This is a genomic window from Roseovarius tibetensis, from assembly GCF_050896375.1.
GTDB classification, from domain to species: domain Bacteria; phylum Pseudomonadota; class Alphaproteobacteria; order Rhodobacterales; family Rhodobacteraceae; genus Roseovarius; species Roseovarius tibetensis.
Genome location: NZ_JBPBBB010000006.1, coordinates 26479 through 50231, shown reverse-complemented (window position 1 = coordinate 50231; position 23753 = coordinate 26479). Strand labels below are relative to the sequence as shown.

Sequence of the window (23753 nt, the reverse complement as noted above, 5' to 3'; positions counted from 1 at the left end):
TCTTGACGCCGCCTGAGCTGGAAAGCAGCCCGAGGCGGCGTTGCCACATGAAAGTGACCCGCGCATGGTATCTGCAGCAGAGCAAATGGCGGCCAATACAAGCTGGTCCGCGCTTGGCAAGGCCACCGATCTCCGCAATCGCATTCTCTTCACGCTGGGGCTGCTGATCGTGTACCGGCTGGGCACGTTCATCCCGGTGCCGGGGATCGATGGCGCGGCGCTGCAGGAATTCATGGATGGGGCGCAGGCCACGATCGGCGGGATGCTGTCGATGTTCACCGGCGGCGCGCTCGGGCGCATGGGGATCTTCGCGCTTGGCATCATGCCCTACATCTCGGCCTCGATCATCGTGCAGCTTATGACGGCCATGGTGCCCAAGCTCGCGCAGCTCAAGAAAGAGGGCGAGCAAGGGCGCAAGAAGATCAACCAGTACACCCGCTACGGCACGGTCGGCCTTGCGACACTGCAATCCTACGGGCTGGCCGTCAGTCTACAATCGGGCGAGCTGGTGCAGACGCCGGGGCTGTTCTTCATCGCGTCGTGCATGATCACGCTGGTGGGCGGCACGATGTTCCTGATGTGGCTGGGCGAGCAGATCACGGCGCGCGGCGTCGGCAACGGCATTTCGCTGATCATCTTCGTCGGCATCATCGCCGAGATCCCCTCGGCGCTGGCGCAGTTCTTTGCCAGCGGGCGCTCTGGCGCGATCAGCCCGGCGGTGATCGTCGGCGTGATCGTCATGGTGATCGCGGTGATCGGCTTCGTGGTGTTCATGGAACGCTCCTTGCGCAAGATCCACATCCAGTACCCGCGTCGGCAAGTCGGCATGAAGGTCTATGACGGTGGGTCGTCTCACCTGCCGGTCAAGGTCAACCCGGCGGGCGTGATCCCGGCGATCTTCGCCTCGTCGCTCCTGCTGTTACCGGCCACTCTGGGCACCTTCTCGGGCACCGAGACCGGTCCGGTCATGTCCACGATCATGGCCTATTTCGGCCCCGGTCAGCCGCTTTACCTGTTGTTCTTCGCGGGCATGATCATCTTCTTCACGTATTTCTACACCTTCAACGTGTCGTTCAAGCCCGATGACGTGGCTGAGAACCTGAAGAACCAGAACGGCTTCATCCCCGGCATTCGTCCCGGCAAGCGGACCGAGGAATATCTCGAATATGTGGTCAATCGCATCCTCGTCCTTGGCTCGATCTACCTGACCGCCGTCTGCCTGCTGCCCGAGGTTCTGCGCAACCAGTTTGCCATTCCGTTCTACTTCGGCGGCACCTCGGTGCTCATCGTGGTGTCGGTCACCATGGATACGATCCAGCAGGTGCAATCCCACCTGCTTGCGCATCAATACGAAGGGCTGATCGAGAAATCGCAGCTAAGCGGCAAGGGCCGCAAGAAGGGCCGCCGGGGTGCCGGCCGCAGCGGAAAGGGACGCCGATGAACATCATCCTTCTGGGACCGCCGGGGGCGGGCAAGGGCACGCAGGCACAGCACCTCGCAGAGGCGCGTGACATGATCCAGCTTTCGACCGGAGACATGCTGCGCGAGGCCAAGGACAGCGGTTCGGAGATGGGGCGCGTGGTGGCCGACGTGATGGCGCGCGGCGATCTTGTGACGGACGATATCGTGATCGGTCTGATCCGCGAAAAATTGCAGGGCGACAAGCGCGGCGGGTTCATCTTCGACGGTTTCCCGCGCACGCTGGCCCAGGCCGACGCGCTGGCGGATCTTCTGGCCGAACAGGGCGAACGGCTGGACGCCGCGATCGAGCTGCGCGTCGATGACGATACGCTGGTCACCCGGATCGTCGGTCGCGCCGAAGAGGCCCGCGCCGCCGGGCAGCCCGTCCGCGCCGACGACAATGCCGACAGCGTCCGCCAGCGGCTGATGGAATACTACAAGAAGACCGCACCGCTGATCGGCTACTATCATGCCAAGGGTCAGTTGCTGCCGGTCGATGGCCTTGCCGACATCGATACGGTCAAGGCCGCCATCGCGGCGGCGCTGGATGGTTGAGCCGGCACGGCCGTTGCACACAAAAGGGGTCGCACAGGCAGACCCAACACCGCCGATATGACGTCAATCTCGAAAAGGGTTGACGCCACCTGAATATGATCCTAGGCGGTGACATCTCGTCGTCATCAACGATTCTGTTCGGGGCATGCCCCGGCGGGGTCCGACATCCCGATATCAGCTGCGGCCCGGCGCGCGATTTGCCTCGGGCCTGCGTTGTGAAAAAAGGTTCTGGCGTTACGGAACCGCAACGAAAAGGAAAAGACACTTGGCACGAATTGCCGGCGTAAACATCCCGACCCATAAACGGGTGCCTGTCGCCCTGACCTACATCACCGGTATCGGTCCGTCTTCGGCTCGCGCCATCTGCGAGGCGACCGGCATCGACCAGTCGCGCCGCGTGAACGAGCTTTCGGATGCCGAAGCCGTCACCCTGCGTGAGCATATCGACACGAATTTCAGCGTCGAAGGCGACCTGCGCCGCGAGACCCAGATGAACATCAAGCGCCTGATGGACCTGGGCTGCTATCGTGGCCTGCGCCACCGCCGCAACCTGCCGGTGCGCGGTCAAAGGACCCACACCAATGCCCGTACCCGCAAAGGCCCCGCAAAGGCCATTGCCGGCAAGAAGAAATAAGAGAGGGCATTCGACATGGCACGCGATACACGCAAATCCGCACGGACGACGAAAAAGAAGGTTTCCAAGAACATCGCCACCGGCGTTGCGCATGTGAACTCGTCGTTCAACAACACCAAGGTGCTCATCTCCGATGTGCAGGGCAACGCGATCGCGTGGTCCTCGGCGGGGACCATGGGCTTCAAGGGGTCGCGCAAATCCACGCCCTACGCCGCGCAGCTTGCTGCCGAGAACGCGGGCAAGAAGGCGCAGGATCACGGCATGCGCTCGCTCGAGGTCGAGGTTCAGGGACCCGGCTCGGGCCGCGAATCCGCACTGCGCGCGCTTGCGGCGGTCGGGTTCAACATCACCTCGATTCGAGACGTGACGCCGATGGCGCATAACGGCTGCCGGCCCCCGAAACGGCGCCGGGTCTGATCCACAAGGTATAAAGGCGGGGCCGCGCGGTTGCGCGGTCCCGTTTACGTCATTTTACATCCTCGGGCGTTCTGGGCCTTTGATCATGAAGGCAGAACAGGAATGGAGGGACGCATGATCCACAAGAATTGGGCCGATCTGATCAAGCCGACGCAGCTTGACGTCAAGCCGGGTAAGGACCCGCAGCGTCAGGCCGTGCTGGTGGCCGAACCGCTGGAGCGGGGCTTTGGCCTGACGCTCGGCAATGCGCTGCGCCGCGTGCTCCTGTCCTCGCTGCAGGGTGCGGCGATCACCGCCGTGCAGATCGACAACGTGCTGCACGAGTTTTCCTCGGTGACCGGCGTCCGCGAAGACGTCACAGATATCGTACTGAACCTCAAGGGCGTCGCGATCCGGATGGAGGTCGAAGGCCCCAAGCGGCTGTCGGTCAATGCCAAGGGTCCGGGCGTCGTGACGGCAGCAGACATTTCGGACAGTGCCGGGATCGAGATCATCAACAAGGATCACGTGATCTGCCATCTCGACGAGGGTGCGAGCCTGTACATGGAATTGACGGTCAACAGCGGCAAAGGCTACGTCGCCGCCGATCGCAACAAGCCAGAGGACGCGCCCATAGGCCTGATCCCGATCGACGCGATCTATTCGCCGATCACAAAGGTCAGCTACGACGTGCAGCCGACGCGCGAAGGGCAGGTTCTGGATTACGACAAGCTGACCATGAAGATCGACACGGACGGGTCCATCAGCCCCGATGACGCCGTCGCCTACGGTGCTCGCATCCTGCAAGACCAGCTGTCGATCTTCGTGAATTTCGACGAACCTGAATCCGCCGGCCGCGAAGCCGAAGAGAACGCACTAGAATTCAACCCGCTGCTGCTCAAGAAGGTGGACGAGCTGGAGCTGTCGGTGCGCTCGGCCAACTGCCTCAAGAATGACAACATCGTCTATATCGGCGATCTGATCCAGAAGACCGAGGCGGAGATGCTGCGCACGCCGAACTTCGGGCGCAAGTCGCTGAACGAGATCAAGGAGGTCCTGTCGGGCATGGGGCTGCATCTCGGCATGGATGTCGAGGACTGGCCGCCCGACGATATCGAGGACCTTGCGAAGAAATTCGAAGACGCCTTCTGAGGCGTCCGAGATCGCGTACACAAGCCGCGTACCATGCGTGCGCGGCGTACGCATGACCAGATGGGCAATCCCGCCCCAAGGAGAGCGGCCGACACGCATCGGACCGCCGGACAAAGCAAAATAGACGGAGAAAGACAATGCGTCACGCCAGAGGATACCGCCGCCTAAACCGCACCCACGAGCACCGCAAGGCGCTGTGGGCGAACATGGCCGGCTCTCTCATCGAACATGAGCAGATCAAGACAACCCTGCCCAAGGCCAAGGAACTGCGCCGGATCATCGAAAAGCTTGTTACCCTCGGCAAGCGCGGTGACATTCACGCACGTCGCCAGGCCGCGAGCCAGCTCAAGCAGGATCCGCATGTCGCCAAGCTGTTCGACGTGCTTGGCCCGCGCTACGCGTCGCGGCAGGGTGGTTATGTCCGCGTTCTGAAGGCCGGGTTCCGCTATGGCGACATGGCCCCGATGGCGATCATCGAGTTCGTGGATCGCGATGTCGATGCCAAGGGCGCCGGTGACCGGGCCCGCGTCGCGGCCGAAGAGGCGGACGACGAATAAACGAAATGGTGACATGTTGTCATGATGCACCCCCGCCCCACCGGCGGGGGTTTTTGCATCCGTGGGTCTTGGGGTATTTGAGCCAAGAAGAAACCGGGGCGGTGCTTGCATCACGGTGGTCGCTGCGGATACGTCGGGGCGGGTGTCCCCTTGACGTGCAGCCGGAGGTTTGATGCATGGCGGATCTGTTTGACAGCGGCGACACGCCAAACCCCTCCAGCGCGCCGCGCCCGCTTGCCGATCGGCTGCGGCCCCGGACACTGTCCGAGGTGATCGGACAGGATCAGGTGCTTGGCCATGACGCGCCGCTTGGCGGGATGCTGGCCACGGGCCAGTTGACATCTTTGATCTTCTGGGGGCCGCCGGGTGTGGGCAAGACCACGATCGCGCGGCTTCTGGCGGGCGAGACGGATCTGCATTTCGTCCAGATCAGCGCGATCTTCACCGGCGTCTCGGACCTGCGCAAGGTCTTTGACGAGGCGAAACACCGCCGTGCCAACGGTCGCGGCACGCTGCTTTTCGTGGACGAGATCCACCGCTTCAACAAGGCGCAGCAGGACGCCTTCCTGCCACATATGGAGGATGGGACGATCCTGCTGGTGGGGGCCACGACCGAAAACCCGTCCTTTGAACTGAACGCGGCGTTGCTCAGCCGGGCGCAGGTGCTGGTGCTGACACGTCTTGAAAGGGCTGATCTGGAAAACCTGGCGCAGCGCGCCGAAGACGCGTTGGGGCGGGCGCTGCCGCTTGACGCATCTGCGCGCGCCGCGCTGCTGGAGATGGCCGATGGCGACGGGCGCGCGCTGTTGAACCTGATCGAGCAGATCGCGGCGTGGCAAACCGACGCGCCCCTCGACCGGGCGGCGCTGACCGCGCGGCTGACCCGGCGGGCGGCGCAATATGACAAGTCTGGTGACGCGCATTACAACCTTATCTCGGCGCTGCACAAATCGGTGCGCGGTTCGGACCCGGACGCGGCTCTTTACTGGCTGGCCCGGATGCTGACGGGGGGCGAGGACCCGCGCTATCTGGCGCGTCGCATCACGCGCATGGCGATCGAGGATATCGGGCTTGCGGACGCAGAGGCGCAGACCGTCTGCCTGCATGCGTGGGAGATCTACGAGCGTCTGGGCAGCCCCGAGGGCGAGCTGGCGTTGGCGCAGGCGGTGACATATCTCGCGCTCGCGCCGAAATCCAATGCCGGCTATGTCGCCTACAAGTCCGCGATGCGTGCCGCCAAGAAGACCGGCAGCGAACCGCCCCCCAAGCACATTCTGAACGCGCCGACGGATCTCATGAAGGCGCAGGGTTACGGCGCGGACTATGCCTATGATCACGATGCCGAGGACGGATTTTCCGGCCAGAACTATTTCCCGGACACGATGACGCGCCCGGTTTTCTACAAGCCGGTCGAGCGCGGGTTCGAACGCGACCTCAAGAAACGGCTGGACTATTTCGCCCGGCTGCGTGCGGCGCGCGAATGAGCGCGCCATGTTCCGTGGGTCGAAACGCGGGACGATCCGGCGCATTCAACGGCGCCGGTGGACCCGGATTATTATCTGGAACGCCACGCCGTTTCGTGTTTAATCTGTAAAATGTCGTATTTGAGCAGTCTTCCGAACCATGTGACAAGGAAGCTTTCGCAGAGGGGTCGGAACGCGTCTCTCCAATGACAAGCAAAATGACAAACAGGGATAACTCATGACACAGAAAACCGACAAGGTCCTTCTGGACAAGCTGGCCGATGCGGCGCGTACGGGCGACATTTCGCGCCGGTCCTTCATGCATTACGCCGCGGCCGCCGGCATGACAGCCTCTGCCGCGACCGGTCTTTGGGGCACCGCGGCCAAGGCCGCGCCGCAGCGCGGCGGCACCTTCCGCTGGGGCGTGCATGACGGCAATACCGGCGACACCCATGATCCGGGCACGTACGTCACCCGGCAGATGATCTTTCTTGCACACACGCATCGCAGCTACCTGACGATGATCTCGGCGGACAACTCGCTGGGGCCGGATCTTGCCATGACCTGGGAGGCGACGCCGGACGCGCGGCAGTGGACCTTCGAGCTGAACCCGGACGCGACCTTCCACAGCGGGCGCGCGGTCACCTCGCAGGACGTCATCGACAGTCTGAACCACCACCGCGGCGAGGGCTCGACCTCGGCGGCCAAGGCGCTTTTGACGGATGTCGAGAACATCGAGGCGGATGGCGACACCACGGTGGTTGTCACCCTGACGCGTGGCAATGCCGACCTGCCGTGGCTGATGACCGATTACCACTTTGCGATCTGCCCGTCCAACGGCGACGGGACGATCGACTGGCAGTCCGGCGACGGCTCCGGTCCCTACAGGATCGAGTCGGGTGATTTCGGCATCCAGTGGGCGCTGAACCGCCACGACGGCTGGCACCTTGACGGCGCCTATTTCGACCGGGTCGAGATGCTCGTTCTCAACGATCCCAACGCCCGTCAGACGGCGCTTGTGACCGGGGACGTGGATTGCGTTTCGCTGATCGAACTCAAGACGCTGTCGCTGTTGCAGCGCAACCCCGACATCAAGGTGGACAATATCCCGTCGGGCGGGGCGATCACCCTGCCGATGCATTGCGACACCGCGCCCTTCGACGACGTGAATGTGCGCAATGCGCTGAAGCTTGCGATGAACCGTGACGAGATCATCGAGAAGATCGCCTTCGGCGCGGCCACCAAGGGCAACGATTTCCACCTTTCGCCGGTGCAACCCTATTGGCCCGACGACATCCCGCAGCGTGAATACGATCCCGACCAGGCCAAGTCGCTTTTGAAGAAGGCCGGGCACGAGAACCTTTCGGTGAACCTGTCCGTGGCCGACAGCGTCTATACCGGGGCGGTGGACATGTGCGTGCTGTATGCCGAGCAGGCCAAGGCCGCCGGCATCGACATCAACGTGGTGCGCGAACCGAACGATGGCTACTATTCCGATGTCTGGCTGAAAAAGCCGTTCTCGACGGTGTCCTGGGGCGCGCGTCCGACGCCTGACGTGATGTTCACGCTGGCCTACAAGGATGATGCCGCCTGGAACGAAAGCCGGTGGCAGAACGAGCGGTTCAACGAATTGCTTCTGAAGGCCAAGGGGGAACTGGATCAGGAACTGCGCGCCGAGATGTATCGCGAAATGTGCATGCTGATGCGCAACGACGGCGGCACGCTGATCCCGTTCTTCAACAACTGGGTCTATGCCCGTGGCAAGGGCGTCGAGCGGCACGAGGATGTGGCCGCAAGCTGGAGTTGTGACGGCGCGCGCGCCGCCAGCCGCTGGTGGTTCGCTTAATACCAGAACAAGACCCGGCACCGAACACGGTGCCGGGTTTTTTTGATGGCCGCGTCGCCGCAGACCATGCGTGACCCGGCCCAAGACAGCGCGACGGGTCAGGTTTCCTGACAATCCACCGTCGCGTCACAAAGACTGTTCGCCCGCGCCGAAAACGGCACGCCGCATAACGTCGGCAGGGCACCACAACAGGAGGGAAAGATGGGGGACATCCTTGGGCTCGTTGCCAAAAGGCTCGGTCTCGGATTGGTCATTCTGCTGGTCATTTCCGTAATAATCTTCTTCATGGTCGAGCTTTTACCCGGCGACATCGCGCAGGCGGTTCTGGGGCAGGGGGCGACACCTGAAAACGTGGCCGCTCTGCGTGAGGAAATGGGGCTAAATCAGCCGGCCATCGTCCGGTATCTCGACTGGCTGTCCGGTGCGGTGATGTTCGATTTCGGCAATTCGATCGTGACCGGCGCCAGCGTGGCGGAAACCATCGGGGAACGCTTTGCCAACACGCTGTTTCTTGCCAGCTATGCAGCGGCGATTGCCGTGCCGGTGTCGATCATTCTGGGGATCGTGGTCGCATTGCTGCGCAACACGATCTTCGACCGGGTGGCCAACGTCGCCACGCTGACGGCGATCTCCAGCCCGGAATTCTTTCTGGGCTACATCCTGATCCTGTACCTGGCGGTCAAATCCGGCATGTTCCCGGCCATTGCCAGCCTCAGCAGCGACATGAATTTCGGGGATCTCCTCTACCGGACCTTCCTGCCCGCGCTGACGCTGGTTCTGGTGGTCACGGCCCACATGATGCGCATGACGCGCGCGTCGATCATCAACCTTCTGGCCTCGCCCTATATCGAGATGGCCCGCCTCAAGGGGACACCGCCGTGGAAGGTCGTGGTCAAGCACGCGCTGCCCAATGCCTGGGCGCCGATCATCAACGTCGTCGCGCTGAACCTTGCCTACCTGATCACCGGCGTCGTGCTGGTCGAGGTGGTGTTCGTCTATCCCGGCATCGGCCAGGCGCTGGTGGACGCGGTCAGCAAGCGCGATTTCCCGGTGGTTCAGGCCTGCTGCCTGATCTTTGCGGCGACCTTCATCCTGCTCAATCTTGCGGCGGATGTGGGCGCGATCCTGACCAATCCGCGCCTGCGGCATCCCAAGTGAGAGGGGCAGAGACATGAGTGCTTTCGTCATAATCTACTATTCCCTGCTTCTCGGCGGCTCGTGCCTTGCGGCCTATTACAACAAGCGATCCGCGTTCCTGCTGTTGTTCTCTCTGACGCTGGTGTCGTTTGTCGTCGGTATCGTCGGGGGTGTGGTCGCCTTGCGCGGGATCGCGATCGCGGCCGGGCTACTGGCGCTTGCGGCGATGGTGTCCTACGCCTTCCGCGAGTTCCTGATCGCCATCGCGTCGCACAAGATGGCCAAGGAGTTGCGCACGGCGCCGCTGACCGCGGCCTTCGGGATGTTTGTCATCTTCACCTATGCGGTGGCCGGCATCTTTGCGCCATGGATCGCACCCTTCGGCGAGGCCGAGGTGATCTCGTCGGCCTTTGCCCCGGCGGATGGTGACATGCTTCTTGGTGCCGATCAGCTTGGCCGCGACATGTTCAGCCGGATCATCTACGGTGCGCGCAATACCGTGGCCCTTGCGCTGGCCGGCACGGTGCTGGCCTTCATCCTGGGCGCGCTCGCCGGGCTTCTGGCGGCCGTCAATGGCGGCTGGTTCGACCAGATCATCGCGCGTTCATCCGACGTCATCATGTCGATCCCGTCGCTGATCTTCGCGCTGCTGATGCTGTCGATCTTCGGCGGCGACCTGGCCAACGCCACCACCAGCTTCTGGCTGCTCATCGTCTTTGCCATGGCGGTCGGGCTGCTGCTGGTCTCGGCGATCTTTGAAAGCAGCATCCTTGGCTGGATCATCGGCATCGCGGTGATGGCCGGGGTCGCGGTGGTGTTCGCAGGCTTCATGCTGACGATCTTCAACCCGTCCGAGATCATCCTCGTGCTGGTGGTCGCCGTGATCTACAGCCCGCGGGTGTTCCGCCTGACGCGGGCGGTCGCGGGCAATGTCGTGGTGATGGACTATATCGAGGCCGCCAAGTTGCGCGGCGAGCGGACATGGTACCTGATCCGCCGCGAGATCCTGCCCAACTCGACAGCGCCGCTGATCGCCGAGTTCGGGCTGGAGTTCTGCTTTGTGTTCCTGCTGATTGCCGGTCTTTCGTTCCTCGGGCTGGGTATTCAGCCGCCCACGGCCGATTGGGGGTCCATGGTGCGTGAAAATGCGACGCTGATCTCGTTCGGTGACATGACCCCGCTCATTCCGGCGGCGGCGATCGCGCTGTTGACCGTCGGGATCAATTTCGTGGTGGACTGGATGCTCTACCGTTCCTCCGGCTTGAAGGTGTAACCGCCATGGTCAAGAAAAAGAATGACGTTCTGCTGAAGATCCGTGACCTGAAGATCCAGGGCTATTCGGACGAACAATGGGTCGACATCATCAAGGGTGTCGACCTGACCCTGCATCGCGGCGAGGTGATGGGCCTGATCGGGGAATCGGGTGCCGGCAAGTCGACCATCGGGGCGGCCTGCATGGGCTATGCCCGTGACGGCACGCGGATCGTCGACAGCACGATCGAGTTCGACGGGATGGAGCTTACGAACGCGTCCGAGGCCGAGCGCCGCGCGCTGCGCGGATCGCGCATCGCCTATGTCGCACAATCGGCGGCGGCGTCGTTCAACCCGGCGCACAAGATCATTGACCAGCACACAGAGGCGCCCCTGCAATACCGCCTGAAAAAGCGGTTCGAGGCGCAGGAAGACGCGATGGAGCTTTACGAGAAGCTGCGCCTGCCTAATCCCAAGGAAATCGGCTTTCGCTATCCGCATCAGGTGTCGGGCGGGCAGTTGCAGCGCGCGATGACCGCGATGGCGATGTCGTGCCGCCCCGATCTGATCATCTTCGACGAGCCGACGACCGCGCTTGACGTGACCACGCAGATCGAGGTGCTGTCGGCGATCCGCGATATCGTGGACGAGTTCAACACGGCGGCGATCTATATCACGCACGATCTTGCCGTGGTGGCGCAGATGGCCGACACGATCAAGGTGCTGCTGAAAGGCGAAGAGGTCGAAGAGGCCGAAACGCGCCAGATGCTCGACCACCCGCAGGAGGATTACACCAAGTCGCTCTGGGCGGTGCGCAGTTTCGAAAGCCCGCAGCGCAAACGGCCCACCGATGGCACACCGCCGCTGATTTCGGTGCAGAATGTCGAGGCCGCCTATACCGGCGGCGAGAAGGTGCTCGATGATGTCAGCTTTGACATCTACGAGGGGATGACCGTCGCGGTGGTGGGCGAGTCGGGGTCGGGCAAATCGACCGTGGCACGGTGCATCACCGGGCTGCTGCCGCCGATGAAGGGCGAGGTGCAGTTCAAGGGAGAGCCGTTCCCGGCCGATTACCGCAAGCGCAGCAAGGATCAGCTGCGACAGGTGCAGATGATCTACCAGATGGCCGATACCGCGCTCAATCCCAAGGTCCGGATATCCGAGATCATCGGACGCCCGGCCGCGTTCTATTCCGGCCTCAAGGGCGTCGCGCTCAAAAACAGGATCGACGAATTGCTCGACCTGATCGAGCTTGAGCCGGCGCAGTACTACAACCGCTACCCGCCGGAACTGTCAGGTGGCCAGAAGCAACGGATCGGCATCGCCCGCGCGCTCGCCGCCGAGCCGACCTTCATCGTCTGCGACGAGGTGACATCGGCCCTCGATCAGCTTGTGGCCGAAGGCATCCTGCGCCTGCTCGACCGCCTTCAGAACGAGTTGAACCTGGCCTACATGTTCATCACCCATGATCTTGCCACCGTGCGCTCGATCGCGGACGAGGTCGTGGTCATGCAGCATGGCAAGGTCGTGGATCAGGGGCCGAAGGACGTGATGTTCACGCCGCCGCACCACCCCTATACCGATCTGCTGCTCAGTTCCGTGCCCGAAATGGACCCCGACTGGTTGACTACCTTGCTGGAGGAACGCGGGGTGGACAATGTCGGCGACGCGGCCGCCGCCAGGATCGGCACGAAGGATCGCAAGGTCACTGGCACGTCGGCCTGAAATGTCGGACGCCGCGAACGGAAATTCCCGTTCGCGGCGTCGTCATGCGCAAGCCTGCGGTCTGTGCTGGATCAGAGCATCGCCATCGCTGAAAGAACGAACGTTCCGACGATGGCGCCATAGACGATCAGGACGGCCTGCCAGGAGGCCGAGTGCATACGCAGTTCGCGGTTAAGCTCGTCGCGGGTCATGTCTAGCCTCCGTGATATGAGGGTGATGCAAGGTGACCGCCCTCCGGTCACAACCGCCATTTAAGGACAATTGCCGCCGCCGCAACACGGAATTGCGACGCATTCCATGTTAATTCGACATGCCGATGCGGCGCGTAGAGCATATCACTCAAAAGCGAAGCGTCATGGTCTAAAAACGACCCGTCTTGCCGGTGCCCTACTGGCGGTCAGGCCGCCGTGCCCTGCAATGGCAGGACATCCAGTGGCCCCTCTTCGCGCGCCTTGATCGCCATCGCTGCGGCATGCGAGCCCGCAAGCGTCGTGAAATACGGGATCTTGTCGTACAGCGCGACCGACCGGATTTCGCGGCTGTCCTCGACCGCTTGCGCGCCTTCTGTGGTGTTCATCACCAATGCGATCTCGTCGTCCTTGAGCATGTCCACGATGTTCGGACGCCCCTCGTAGACCTTGTTGACGATCTCGCAGGTGATGCCGGCCTCGTCGAGGAACGCCGCCGTGCCGCGCGTCGCCACGATCTCGAGCCCGAGATCGATCAGAAGCGTGACGGTTTCGATCAGTAGCGCGGTCTTGTCGGAATCGCGGACCGATACGAACACGCGGCCGGTTTCGGGCAGATGCACGCCCGCGCCCATCTGCGCCTTGAGAAAGGCGCGCGGGAACGACACGTCCCAGCCCATCACCTCGCCGGTCGAGCGCATCTCGGGGCCGAGGATCGTGTCGACGCCGGGGAAGCGGGCGAACGGCAGCACCGCCTCCTTGACCGAGAACCACGGCATGTCGGGATCGGCCAGCGTCATCTGATCGGCCATCGGCAGGCTGCCGGGACGGGTGTCGCGCGGGTAGGGGCCGCGATAGGCGAATGTGTCCAGCGTCTCGCCGGCCATCAGCCGCGCGGCGATCGAGGCGATGGCGGAATCGGTCGCCTTGGCGACGAAGGGCACAGTACGGCTGGCCCGCGGATTGACCTCGATCAGGTAGATCTCGTCCCCCTTGACCGCGAATTGCACGTTCATCAGCCCCACGACATGCAGCCCGCGTGCCAACGCTTCGGTCTGGCGCTTGATTTCCGCGATGATCTCGGGTGACAGCGAATATGGCGGCAGCGAACATGCGCTGTCGCCGGAATGCACACCCGCCTCCTCGATATGCTGCATGATGCCGGCGACGTGGACGTTCTGACCGTCACAGAGCGCATCCACGTCGCATTCGATGGCGCCGGCGAGGTAGCCGTCAAGCAGGACCGGGCTTTCACCCGACACCACCACCGCCTCGGCGATGTAGCGTTCCAGATGCGCCATGTCGCGCACGATCTCCATGGCGCGGCCGCCCAGCACGTAGGACGGGCGGATCACCAGCGGAAACCCGATGCTGTCGGCGATGTCCAGCGCCTGCCGGTCGCTGCTGGCGATGCCGTTCTGCGGCTGCCGGAGCTCCAGCTTGTTGACCAGCGCCTGAAACCGCTCGCGATCCTCGGCAAGGTCGATGGCGTCGGGCGTGGTCCCGAGAATCGGGATGCCCTCGGCCTCCAGCCCGCGGGCCAGTTTCAGCGGCGTCTGCCCGCCGAATTGGACGATCACACCGTGCAGCGTGCCGTTCTCCTGCTCGACGCGCAGGATCTCCATCACGTGCTCGAAGGTCAGCGGCTCGAAATAGAGCCGGTCCGAGGTGTCGTAATCGGTGCTGACCGTTTCCGGGTTGCAGTTGATCATGATCGTCTCGTAACCCGCATCCGACAGCGCGAAACAGGCGTGACAACAGCAATAGTCGAACTCGATCCCCTGACCGATCCGGTTCGGCCCGCCGCCGAGAATCACCACTTTCTTCGCATCACTGGGCCGTGCCTCGCATTCCACCTCGCCCATCATCGGGGCCTCGTAGGTGGAATACATGTAGGGCGTCTGCGCCTCGAACTCGGCGGCGCAGGTGTCGATCCGCTTGAAAACCGCATGCACGCCAAGATTGATCCGCGCCCGGCGCACCTGACCTTCGTCGCGGCCGGTCAGATGTGCCAGCCGGGCATCGGTAAAGCCCATCATCTTTAGCCGGCGCAGGCCGCCTTGGGTCATGGGCAACCCGTCGCGGCGCACCTGTTCCTCGGTCTCGACGATCTCGCGGATTCGCGCGAGGAACCATGGATCGTAGGCCGTGGCGGCGCCGATCTCGTCATCGCTCAACCCGTGCCGCATCGCCTGCGCGATGGTGCGCATCCGGTCCGGGGTGGCCACCGACAGCGCGCGCGTGACCGCGGCCTTGCCATAGTCCGGGTCGGACGCGCCCTCGATTTCGACCTCGTCAAAGCCCGACAGCCCGGTCTCCATTGAGGACAGGGCCTTTTGCAGGCTTTCATGGATGCCCCGGCCGATGGCCATTCCCTCGCCCACCGATTTCATCGCGGTGGTGAGGTGCGGCTGCGATCCGGGGAACTTCTCGAAGGCAAAGCGCGGAATCTTCGTGACCACGTAATCGATCGAGGGTTCGAAGCTTGCCGGCGTCACCTTGGTGATGTCGTTGTCCAGCTCGTCCAAGGTATAGCCGACGGCCAGCTTGGCGGCGATCTTGGCGATCGGGAACCCTGTCGCCTTCGAGGCAAGCGCCGAGGACCGCGACACGCGCGGGTTCATCTCGATCACCACCATGCGCCCGTCCTCGGGGTTCACGGCCCATTGCACGTTCGATCCGCCGGTCTCGACCCCGATCTCGCGCAGCACGGCGATAGAGCCGTTGCGCATGATCTGGTATTCCTTGTCCGTCAGGGTCAGCGCCGGCGCGACGGTGATGCTGTCGCCGGTATGCACACCCATCGGATCGACATTCTCGATGGCGCAGACGATGATCGCGTTGTCGGCCTTGTCGCGGACGACCTCCATCTCGAATTCCTTCCAGCCCAGAAGCGACTCGTCGATCAGGATCTGGCTGACCGGCGAGGCATCCAGCCCGGATTTGCAGTAATGGATGTAGTCGTCGCGGTTGTAGGCGACCCCGCCACCCGTCCCGCCGAGCGTATAGGCCGGGCGGATGATCGCCGGCAGACCGACAAAGTCGATCGCCGCCATGCATTCGTCCATGTTGTTGGCGATGGTGGCCTTGGGGTTTTCGATTCCCAGACGGTCCATCGCCTCGCGAAACAGCTTGCGGTCCTCGGCCATCTCGATGGCGGCCCGGTTGGCGCCGATCAGCTCGACGCCGTACTTTTCCAGCACGCCCATGTCCGCCACGGCAAGCGCGGTGTTCAGGCCGGTCTGCCCGCCCATCGTGGGCAGCAAGGCATCGGGGCGCTCCTTCTCGATGATGCGGGCGACGACCTCGGGGGTGATCGGCTCGATATAGGTGGCGTCGGCGAGGCCGGGATCGGTCATGATCGTCGCCGGGTTGGAATTGACGAGGATCACGCGGTAGCCTTCCTCGCGCAAGGCTTTGCAGGCCTGAGCCCCGGAATAGTCGAACTCGCAGGCCTGTCCGATGATGATGGGCCCCGCGCCGATGATCATGATGGATGAGATATCGGTTCTTTTCGGCATATCGGTCCCCGGACAGCTTTGTGGTCGCGCAAGGCCTGTCCTGTGCGCAAATTGGTGGGGTTATATCCATCATCAAGCCCGGTGCAAGGGGGCATCGCCTGTCCCGTTCGATCCTGTCCGCGTGGATGCGGCAAAGGGGGACAGGTGCGCGTGCCGGCCGTGAGGTGCCGTTTTCGAGGGTGTTTTTTATCCCCGTCTGGCCTAGGTCTAACCTGAGCATTCGAAAGGGTGTCCGGTGCAGATTCGACTCGATCATGGGCCCGATGGCGCGGCGTGCCTGTTTGCGCGCCCCGCGCGGTATATCGCGGCCCGTCACGCCGACGAGGTGCCGGCCGCGCTTGCCGCGATGGACGCCGCGCGCGCGGCCGGTCATTGGCTTGCCGGTTTCGCCAGTTACGAGCTTGGTCACGCGCTTGAACCGCGCCTCGCGCCGCTGCTGACCGACAGGCAGCGCCTGCCGCTCTTGCAGTTCGGGGTCTACGACGCGCCCGTCGCCGCAAGCCCGCTTGCCGCCGGTCCCGCCGGGCTGGGCGAGATGCGACCGGCCTGGGATGCGGCGCGATACGAACACGCGTTCCGGACGGTGCATGATTATATCGGTGCGGGCGACATCTATCAGGCCAACCTGACTTTCCCGATCCAGATGACGGCCACCGGCACGCCGCAGGCCCTTTACGAGATGCTGTCGCACGTCCAGCCGGTGCGGTACGGTGCGCTTGTCGAGGCCGAGGGCCTGCCCGCGATCCTTTCACGCTCGCCCGAGCTGTTCTTTCGCACCACGGCCACGGGGCGGATCGAGACCCGGCCGATGAAGGGCACGCAACCGCGCAGTGCCGATCCGGCCGAGGATGCGCGCCGCCGCCGCTTTCTGCAAAGTGATGAAAAAAACCGCGCCGAGAACCTGATGATCGTCGATCTGCTGCGCAACGACATCTCACGGGTCAGCCGGCCGGGCAGTGTCAAGGTGCCGGAACTTTTCGCGGTCGAGACCTACAACACGGTGCACCAGATGACTTCGCTGATCTCGGCGCAACTGGTGCAGGGGGCGCGCCTTTCGGACATTCTGCGCGCGCTGTTTCCCTGCGGATCGATCACCGGCGCGCCGAAACTGCGCGCGATGCAGATCCTCGGCGAACTGGAGCCGGCCCCGCGCGAGGTCTATTGCGGCACCATCGGCTGGGCCGCCCCCGACGGGCGCGCGGAATTCAACGTGGCGATCCGTACACTGTTGGTCGAGGACGGGCACGCGACCCTCAACGTGGGCGGCGGCGTGGTGCATGACAGCACGGCGGCCGGCGAATTCGAAGAGGCGCTGTGGAAAGCCCGCTTTGCGCTGGCCCCGGCCCTTGTCTGAGGCCCGGCTGAACAGGCGTCACTCGGCCGCTTGGGGCGCCGCGTCGGCCGTGCCGTCGCGGTACAGGTAATCGCGCGTCAGCGGCACCGCGTCCTGCTTGGGGCTTATCTGGAACTGGAACACGACCTGGTTGTCGAGCCGGAAGGTCAGCTCGCTGGCGATCAGGTAATACCGCCACATCCGGCAGAATTGGTCGTCGTATAGCGCACGGACCTTGTCGATATTGGTCTCGAACCGCGCACGCCACGCGCGCAGCGTCTGTGCATAATGCAGGCGCCAGATTTCGACATCCGTGGTCACCAGCGCATGCCGTTCCAGCGCCGCTGCGGCCTCGGACAGGGCGGGCACGTAGCCGCCCGGAAAGATGTATTTCAGGATCCAGGGGCTTGTCGCACCCGGCGGCCCGGAGCGCCCGATGGTATGGATCAGCGCGATCCCGTCGGGTGTCAGGCGCTGTTCGACGGTGTCGAAGAAGGTGTCGTATTGCGGCACGCCGACATGCTCGAACATGCCGATCGACACGATCCGGTCGAACTGCCCGGTCACGTCGCGGTAATCCATCAACTCGAACCGCACCTTGTCCGACAGCCCGGCCTTTTCGGCGCGCGCATTGGCCATGGCGTGCTGTTCTTCGGACAAGGTCACGCCGGTCACCTGCGCGCCGTAATCGCGCGCCAGCGTCAGGCCCATGCCGCCCCAGCCACAGCCGATATCCAGCACGTGCATCCCCGGTTCGATCAGCAGCTTTTCGGCGATATGCCGTTTCTTGGCCTCCTGCGCCTCGTCCAGCGTCATGCCGGGCCGCGCGAAATAGGCACAGGAATAGTTCCGGTCCGCATCGAGAAACAGATCGTAAAGCTCGCCCGACAGATCATAGTGATGCGCCACGTTGGACCGCGCCCGCGTTGCCGGGTTGAACTGATCCACACGCCGTTTCAGCCAGCGCAGACCTTCCAGCGGGCGGCGGAACCACGGCTGGCCCTGCGCCGCGATGTTCCTGATCGCGAGGTGCAGGAACCCGTAGACATCGTCATCCGCGATCGTCAGCGTCCCGTTCATGTACCCCTCGCCCACGGCCATGTCCGGCGACAGGATGATGCGCCGCGGCAATGCGGGGTCGTGAAGCGTGACCTCCACCGTCTCGCCGCTGCGGTCGCCGTATCGGCGCACCTGCCCGTCGGCGAAGATCAGCTTCAGGTCTCCGTCGCGAATGAGATGTCGCAGAAACTTGTCGAATATCCCGACCCACATTGGTCACCCCCGTTTCCTGCGCCCGGCTTGGGCGCGATCCTTGGCGATGCTACAGCAGAGTGTCACGGTCGCATTGACGTGGATTAAACAACGATGTGATCAAAGTGTTGCGCAAAAAAGGTTTGCTGTAAACGGTTTTCGCCAGCCGGGCGCACGGGACCGATCCACGGGCCTTGACTTTGATGCGTCGCCCATGTGTATCGGCCCCAACCGAAAATGAGGCCGACCAGAGGCCCGGAGAGGATCGAATGCACAGCTATCGCAGCCATTCCTGCGCGGATCTGACAAAAACCGACGTGGGCGAAACCGTGCGACTTGCGGGGTGGGTGCACCGCATCCGCGATCATGGCGGCGTGCTGTTCGTAGATCTGCGCGATCACTATGGCGTCACGCAGGTTCTGTGCGACCCTGACAGCCCGGTCTTCGACGCGGTCGAGGCGTTGCGCAGCGAATACTGCGTCCGTATCGACGGCGAGGTGAAGGCGCGCGACGAGGGTCTTGTCAATCCGCGCATCCCCACCGGCGAGATCGAGGTTTATATCCGCGACATGGAGGTCCTCGGCACGGCCGGCGACCTGCCGCTTCAGGTCTTCGGCGATCAGGAATACCCCGAGGAAACGCGCCTGCGCTACCGTTACCTTGACCTGCGCCGCGAGGCGATGCAGCGCAACATGACGCTGCGCGCCGACGTCGTCGCGTCGATGCGCCGGCGCATGTGGGATCAGGGCTTTCGCGAGTTCCAGACGCCGATCATCACCGCCAGCAGCCCCGAGGGCGCGCGCGACTTTCTGGTGCCGTCGCGCCTGCATCCGGGCAAGTTCTACGCGCTGCCGCAGGCGCCGCAGCAATTCAAGCAGCTCATCATGGTGTCGGGCTTTGACAAGTATTTCCAGATCGCGCCCTGTTTCCGCGACGAGGATCCGCGCGCCGACCGCTCGCCCACGGATTTCTACCAGCTTGACATGGAGATGTCGTTCGTCACCCAGCAGGACGTGTTCGACACGATCCAGCCGGTCATTCAAAACGTCTTCGAAGAGTTCGGCGAGGGGGCACGCGTCGACAAGATCTGGCCGCAGATCAGCTACCGCGACGCCGCACTCTGGTACGGCACCGACAAGCCCGACCTGCGCAACCCGATCAAGATGCAGGACGTGTCCGAGCATTTCCGCGGCAGCGGTTTCGCGATCTTCGCCAAGCTGCTGGAGCAGGAGGGCACGCAAGTGCGCGCCATTCCCGCGCCGGGCGGGGGCAGCCGCAAGTTCTGCGACCGCATGAACGCCTTTGCCCAGAAAGAGGGATTGCCGGGGATGGGTTACATCTTCTGGCGCGAGGCCAATGACGGAACCGAGGCCGCCGGCCCGCTGGCCAAGAATATCGGCCCCGAGCGGACCGAGGCGATCCGCCAGCAGTTGGGCCTTGGCGTGGGTGACGCCGCTTTCTTCCTTGGTGGCAAGCCCGCCGCGTTCGAGCGGGTCGCGGCCAAGGCCCGCGACGTGATCGGCGAGGAATGCGGCCTGACGGAACAGGATCGCTTTGCCTTTGCCTGGATCGTCGATTTCCCGATGTACGAGGCCGACGAGACGACCGGAAAGGTCGATTTCTCGCACAACCCGTTCTCGATGCCCCAAGGCGGGGCCGAGGCGCTGGACGGCGATCCGCTGGAGGTGCTGGGCTATCAGTACGATCTGTCATGCAACGGCTACGAGCTCGTGTCGGGGGCGATCCGCAACCACAAGCCCGAGATAATGTTCAAGGCGTTCAGGCTGGCGGGATATGACGAGGCCGAAGTGCGCAAGCGGTTTGGCGGCATGGTGGGTGCCTTCCAGTTCGGCGCACCACCGCATGGCGGGTGTGCCGCCGGCATCGACCGGATCGTGATGCTTCTGGCGGGAACCTCGAACATTCGCGAGGTCATCATGTTCCCGATGAACCAGCGCGCCGAGGATCTGATGATGAACGCCCCGTCCGAGCCGTCCAGCGATCAGTTGATGGAGCTGGGCCTGCGGGTCATCCCGCAGGAGTGACATCGGCCACTGTGGCCGCAGGCGAGGGGCGTCACCCCGACCCTGCGCCATGGCCGGGGGCACATGGGCTCAAAGCGCCACGCGCGCCGCAAGTCGCGTTTCGATAAGGTGCAAGACCCGCGCGATCCCGGCCTCTGCCGCGTGCCCCTCCAGCCCCGCCGTGGCCTCGGCCAGCATGTCGTCGCCGGCCGCGCGCGCCACCCCGCCCAGAAATTGCGCGAGATAGCGCCGTGTGCCGGTCTCCGGGCCGTCCGACAGCAACGTCTGTGCATGTTCCAGGTCGTCGCGGTAGGCCAGCAGATCGGGGGTGATCACCTCGTCATTCAGGGCATATGGCCCGCTCGGGCCGCGTTCGGGGGGAAGGTGACGCAGCATTTCCTGCTGGAAGATGCCGAGGCTTTCGATCGGCTTGGACAAGAACCCGTCCGCGCCGGCCTCTATCGCCGCTGTGCGGGTCGCGCCGTCGCCGCTGCAGGCAAGGATCACCCCGACGCGCGGCGTCGCCTGATCAAGCTCTGCAATCAGGTCCAGCCCGGAGCCGTCGGGCAGGCCGGGATCCACGATCACCACCGATGGGCGATAGACCCGCAGATGCCGGTTGGCGGAACCCAGGCAATCGGCCCGCCGCATCCGCGCGCCGCTGCGCAGGCACATCAGGCGCAACGCCTCAGAGGCGTAGCGGCTGTCTTCCACCACCAGTACGGTCATGCCCAGAAGCGGACGTTGCAGGCTGCGGCCACGGTGCGGGGCGAGGTTGTCCAGATCGGTCATCGTGATGATCCCTTGTTGCGCGACATGCGACTCACGATGCCCGGTTTTGGTGAATGCAAAGTTAATGTGCGGCGTGCGCGCCCCTGACGCTTGTCAGCGCCGCGCTAGATCCCCATAACAAGTGAAGACTGCGGGAAAGGAGTGACCTGATGATCGGACGCCTCAACCACGTGGCCATCGCCGTGCCGGACCTCGATGCTGCCGCCGCGCAATATCGAGAGACCCTTGGCGCGACGGTCGGCGCGCCACAGGACGAGCCTGATCACGGCGTGACGGTCGTCTTCATCGACCTTCCCAACACCAAGATCGAATTGCTGTACCCGCTTGGAGAGCAAAGCCCGATCAACGGTTTCCTCGAGAAGAACCCGTCGGGCGGCATCCATCACATCTGCTATGAGGTCGAGGATATCCGCGCCGCGCGGGACCGTCTCGCGGCACAGGGCGCGCGGGTTCTCGGCGATGGCGAACCCAAGATCGGCGCGCACGGCAAGCCGGTGCTGTTCCTGCACCCCAAGGATTTCAACGGCTGCCTTGTCGAACTGGAGCAGGTCTGATGGGGGTGACCACCGGCCTTGTTCTGTACGCGGTGATCTGGTTCATGACGTTCTTCATCGTGCTGCCCATCCGCATCCAGACGCAGGGTGACCTGGGCAGCATAGTGCCCGGCACGCATGCCGGCTCGCCCGAACATCACCACTTGAAGAAAAAGGCGTGGATCACGACCGGCATCGCCGCCGTGCTGTGGATCGTCATCGCCGGCACGCTGATCTCGGGGGCGGTCACGCTGCGTGATATCGACATGTTCAACCGGATGGCGCCCGAGGCCGCGCCTGAATAGCGTGATACATGTGCGTGAACGTCGCCGCCCCCAAGATCGGGATCAGCAGGTTCACGACGGGCACGGATAGCGGCACCGCCATAAGCGTGCCGGCCAGCCAGATCGTGCCGCGATGCTTGCGCCGCATGGCCTTCGCATTGACGCGCCCCACGCGGCGCATCGCCGCAAGCTGGAAATACTCCATCCCCAGCAGGTAGCCGTTGAGCGCGAAGAAGATCAGCGGCGCGAAGGGCGCGAAGATCGCGTACAGGATCAGCGCCAGCGTGTTTGCCCCGACGATCACGCCGAGGAAATTGATGGTGTCGCGCAGCGCCTCGCCGAAGGGCACCGAGACGGCGGGCGGCAGGTCGGGATAATGCACATCCTCGACCGCCTGCGCCACCTCGTCGAGGAACATCGAGGTGATCGCCGAGGCAACCGGCACCATCAGGAAGACCGACAGCACCAGCATCAGGATCAGCGACGCCCCGGTCAGCAGATCGCCGACCCATGTCACCTCGCCGATCAACGGCAGGGTCGTGCTGTCGCCGACGGCCATCTGCAACAGCCACAAAATCCCGGCATAGACCACGATCAGAAGGGCCAGCGTCAGCCCGACCCCCAGGAACAGCACCTTGCGAAAGCGCGGATCGCCAATCTGGCCCACGGATTTCAGGAAACAGGCAAAGATCATTGCGAGACCCAAGTGACGGTTGCGCCCGTGTCCGGGCGCGGCCGGTCCGGTGGGGTGACGGTTTCAGTGCCGATATGGATGAATCCCGCGATCCGCTCGTGCGGTGCGAGGTCAAGCGCCGTGGCGGCAAAGCCCCCGTCATGGCTGGCCCAGCCGGTCAGCCAGTTGGCGCCCCATCCCGCGGCGAGTGCCGCGTTGAGCAACCCAAGGCAGACGCAGCCCGCCGAATAGCTTTGCTCGATCGCGGGGATCTTGGGCGAGGGTTTCGGGCTTTCGATCACCGCGACCGCCAGATGCGCATCGGCGAATTGCGATTGCTGCTTGGCGATCTCCTCGGGCGTCTTGTCGTGCCGTGCGCCCACCTCCGGCACCAGCCCGGCCAGCCGCACAAGGGCGTCGCGTTCCAGCACGATCAGGCGCCACGGCTCCAGCTTGCCGTGGTCGGGCACGCGCAGCGCGGCCTCCAGCAGCGGCTGCAGCGCGGCACGGTCGGGCACCTGCCGGCCAAGCGTCTTGGCGGGGCGCGATCGGCGCGCGCGCAGGAATTCCAGGGCGGCGGGGTTCGGGCTGGGCATGTCGGACGCTCCTTTGCGGCTCGCGCCTCATCTCGACACAGGCGTGTCCGGGGTCAAGACCAAAGCCCGACAAATCTGCTTGGACCGGTCCAGACAGCGCGGTATGTGCGGTGCATGGCGCTGCCGGATCTCAGCCATCTTGCCGTTACCGGCACAATATTGCGCGTCCGGGTGAGCGCGGGCGCGTCGCGCGATCGCGTGACCGTGGCAGAGGCAGGTCTGCGTGTACATGTCACGGCAGCCCCCGAGGCGGGCAAGGCCAACGCGGCCGTCCAGAGGCTTCTGGCGCGGGCGCTTGGCCTGCCGAAATCGAGGCTGACCCTCGTTCGGGGCATGACCGCGCGTGACAAGGTCTTCGCGATTTCCTGACGGGTGGGACGC

Annotated in this window: 21 protein-coding genes; 16 read left to right on the top strand and 5 right to left on the bottom strand. The window is 63.9% G+C overall.

Translation table 11 applies throughout. From position 1 onward, the window contains the following. Nucleotides 1-64 precede the first annotated feature (64 nt). The 11 genes from secY (at nt 65) to ACROSR_RS06180 (ending at nt 12177) form a co-directional block, all read left to right on the top strand. Entirely contained in the window at nt 65-1441 is a 1377-nt protein-coding gene (gene secY, locus ACROSR_RS06230; protein WP_432683163.1) for a preprotein translocase subunit SecY, read from the top strand. Further along, nucleotides 1438-2016 (top strand): adenylate kinase, encoded by a 579-nt coding sequence (locus ACROSR_RS06225; RefSeq protein WP_432683161.1) that lies wholly within the window; start codon nt 1438-1440, stop codon nt 2014-2016. The genes secY and ACROSR_RS06225 overlap by 4 nt, the downstream gene beginning before the upstream one ends. A gap of 265 nt (nt 2017-2281) precedes the next feature. Further along, nucleotides 2282-2650, top strand: a complete 369-nt coding sequence (rpsM, locus tag ACROSR_RS06220; RefSeq protein WP_432683159.1) for a 30S ribosomal protein S13 — start codon at nt 2282-2284, stop codon at nt 2648-2650. A gap of 15 nt (nt 2651-2665) precedes the next feature. Next, a complete protein-coding gene (gene rpsK, locus ACROSR_RS06215) occupies nt 2666-3067 on the top strand; it encodes a 30S ribosomal protein S11 (RefSeq protein WP_432683157.1) in 402 nt (133 codons plus the stop codon). Between the two features lie 114 nt (nt 3068-3181). Continuing rightward, on the top strand, nt 3182-4198 hold the full coding sequence (locus tag ACROSR_RS06210) for a DNA-directed RNA polymerase subunit alpha (protein WP_432683155.1): 1017 nt from the start codon (nt 3182-3184) through the stop codon (nt 4196-4198). Nucleotides 4199-4335: 137 nt separating this feature from the next. Beyond that, the gene (gene rplQ / locus ACROSR_RS06205; RefSeq protein WP_432683153.1) at nt 4336-4755 is read left to right on the top strand and encodes a 50S ribosomal protein L17; all 420 of its coding nucleotides are present in this window, start codon (nt 4336-4338) and stop codon (nt 4753-4755) included. A gap of 176 nt (nt 4756-4931) precedes the next feature. Then, nucleotides 4932-6239 (top strand): replication-associated recombination protein A, encoded by a 1308-nt coding sequence (locus ACROSR_RS06200; protein WP_432683151.1) that lies wholly within the window; start codon nt 4932-4934, stop codon nt 6237-6239. A gap of 217 nt (nt 6240-6456) precedes the next feature. Then, nucleotides 6457-8064 carry an ABC transporter substrate-binding protein gene (locus ACROSR_RS06195; protein WP_432683149.1) on the top strand — a complete coding sequence of 536 codons (1608 nt, stop codon included), beginning with the start codon at nt 6457-6459 and terminating at the stop codon, nt 8062-8064. A gap of 201 nt (nt 8065-8265) precedes the next feature. Continuing rightward, the gene (locus ACROSR_RS06190) at nt 8266-9222 is read left to right on the top strand and encodes an ABC transporter permease (protein WP_432683147.1); all 957 of its coding nucleotides are present in this window, start codon (nt 8266-8268) and stop codon (nt 9220-9222) included. A gap of 13 nt (nt 9223-9235) precedes the next feature. Continuing rightward, nucleotides 9236-10474 carry an ABC transporter permease gene (locus ACROSR_RS06185; RefSeq protein WP_432683145.1) on the top strand — a complete coding sequence of 413 codons (1239 nt, stop codon included), beginning with the start codon at nt 9236-9238 and terminating at the stop codon, nt 10472-10474. A gap of 5 nt (nt 10475-10479) precedes the next feature. Further along, entirely contained in the window at nt 10480-12177 is a 1698-nt protein-coding gene (locus ACROSR_RS06180) for an ABC transporter ATP-binding protein (protein ID WP_432683143.1), read from the top strand. 397 nt (nt 12178-12574) lie between these two features. Here ACROSR_RS06180 and carB read toward each other — a convergent pair whose 3' ends face one another. Then, a complete protein-coding gene (gene carB / locus ACROSR_RS06175; RefSeq protein ID WP_432683141.1) occupies nt 12575-15886 on the bottom strand; it encodes a carbamoyl-phosphate synthase large subunit in 3312 nt (1103 codons plus the stop codon). A gap of 235 nt (nt 15887-16121) precedes the next feature. Between carB and ACROSR_RS06170 the strand changes: the two genes are divergently transcribed. Next, the gene (locus ACROSR_RS06170) at nt 16122-17240 is read left to right on the top strand and encodes an aminodeoxychorismate synthase component I (protein ID WP_432683139.1); all 1119 of its coding nucleotides are present in this window, start codon (nt 16122-16124) and stop codon (nt 17238-17240) included. An 18-nt stretch (nt 17241-17258) separates the two neighbouring features. Here ACROSR_RS06170 and ACROSR_RS06165 read toward each other — a convergent pair whose 3' ends face one another. Continuing rightward, nucleotides 17259-18491, bottom strand: coding sequence for a class I SAM-dependent methyltransferase (locus ACROSR_RS06165; RefSeq protein ID WP_432683137.1), 1233 nt, complete (start codon nt 18489-18491; stop codon nt 17259-17261). A 248-nt stretch (nt 18492-18739) separates the two neighbouring features. On the opposite strand from ACROSR_RS06165, the gene aspS reads away from it, so the two are divergent. Then, nucleotides 18740-20515 (top strand): aspartate--tRNA ligase, encoded by a 1776-nt coding sequence (aspS, locus tag ACROSR_RS06160; protein ID WP_432683135.1) that lies wholly within the window; start codon nt 18740-18742, stop codon nt 20513-20515. A gap of 69 nt (nt 20516-20584) precedes the next feature. Here the strand turns inward: aspS and ACROSR_RS06155 are convergent, their stop codons facing one another. Beyond that, nucleotides 20585-21286, bottom strand: coding sequence for a response regulator (locus ACROSR_RS06155; RefSeq protein ID WP_432683133.1), 702 nt, complete (start codon nt 21284-21286; stop codon nt 20585-20587). A gap of 149 nt (nt 21287-21435) precedes the next feature. Between ACROSR_RS06155 and mce the strand changes: the two genes are divergently transcribed. Both mce and ACROSR_RS06145 read left to right on the top strand, forming a co-directional pair. Further along, nucleotides 21436-21840 (top strand): methylmalonyl-CoA epimerase, encoded by a 405-nt coding sequence (gene mce, locus ACROSR_RS06150; RefSeq protein WP_432683131.1) that lies wholly within the window; start codon nt 21436-21438, stop codon nt 21838-21840. Continuing rightward, nucleotides 21840-22124: a DUF1467 family protein gene (locus ACROSR_RS06145; RefSeq protein ID WP_432683129.1), complete on the top strand. Its 285-nt coding sequence runs from the start codon at nt 21840-21842 to the stop codon at nt 22122-22124. The genes mce and ACROSR_RS06145 overlap by 1 nt, the downstream gene beginning before the upstream one ends. Here ACROSR_RS06145 and ACROSR_RS06140 read toward each other — a convergent pair. Continuing rightward, a complete protein-coding gene (locus ACROSR_RS06140) occupies nt 22090-22797 on the bottom strand; it encodes an EI24 domain-containing protein (RefSeq protein WP_432683127.1) in 708 nt (235 codons plus the stop codon). The two genes, ACROSR_RS06145 and ACROSR_RS06140, sit on opposite strands and share 35 nt — an antisense overlap. Next, nucleotides 22794-23372: a nitroreductase family protein gene (locus ACROSR_RS06135; protein ID WP_432683125.1), complete on the bottom strand. Its 579-nt coding sequence runs from the start codon at nt 23370-23372 to the stop codon at nt 22794-22796. The genes ACROSR_RS06140 and ACROSR_RS06135 overlap by 4 nt, the downstream gene beginning before the upstream one ends. A gap of 114 nt (nt 23373-23486) precedes the next feature. Between ACROSR_RS06135 and ACROSR_RS06130 the strand changes: the two genes are divergently transcribed. Then, nucleotides 23487-23741 carry a DUF167 domain-containing protein gene (locus ACROSR_RS06130; protein ID WP_432683123.1) on the top strand — a complete coding sequence of 85 codons (255 nt, stop codon included), beginning with the start codon at nt 23487-23489 and terminating at the stop codon, nt 23739-23741. The last annotated feature ends 12 nt before the right edge of the window (nt 23742-23753 follow it).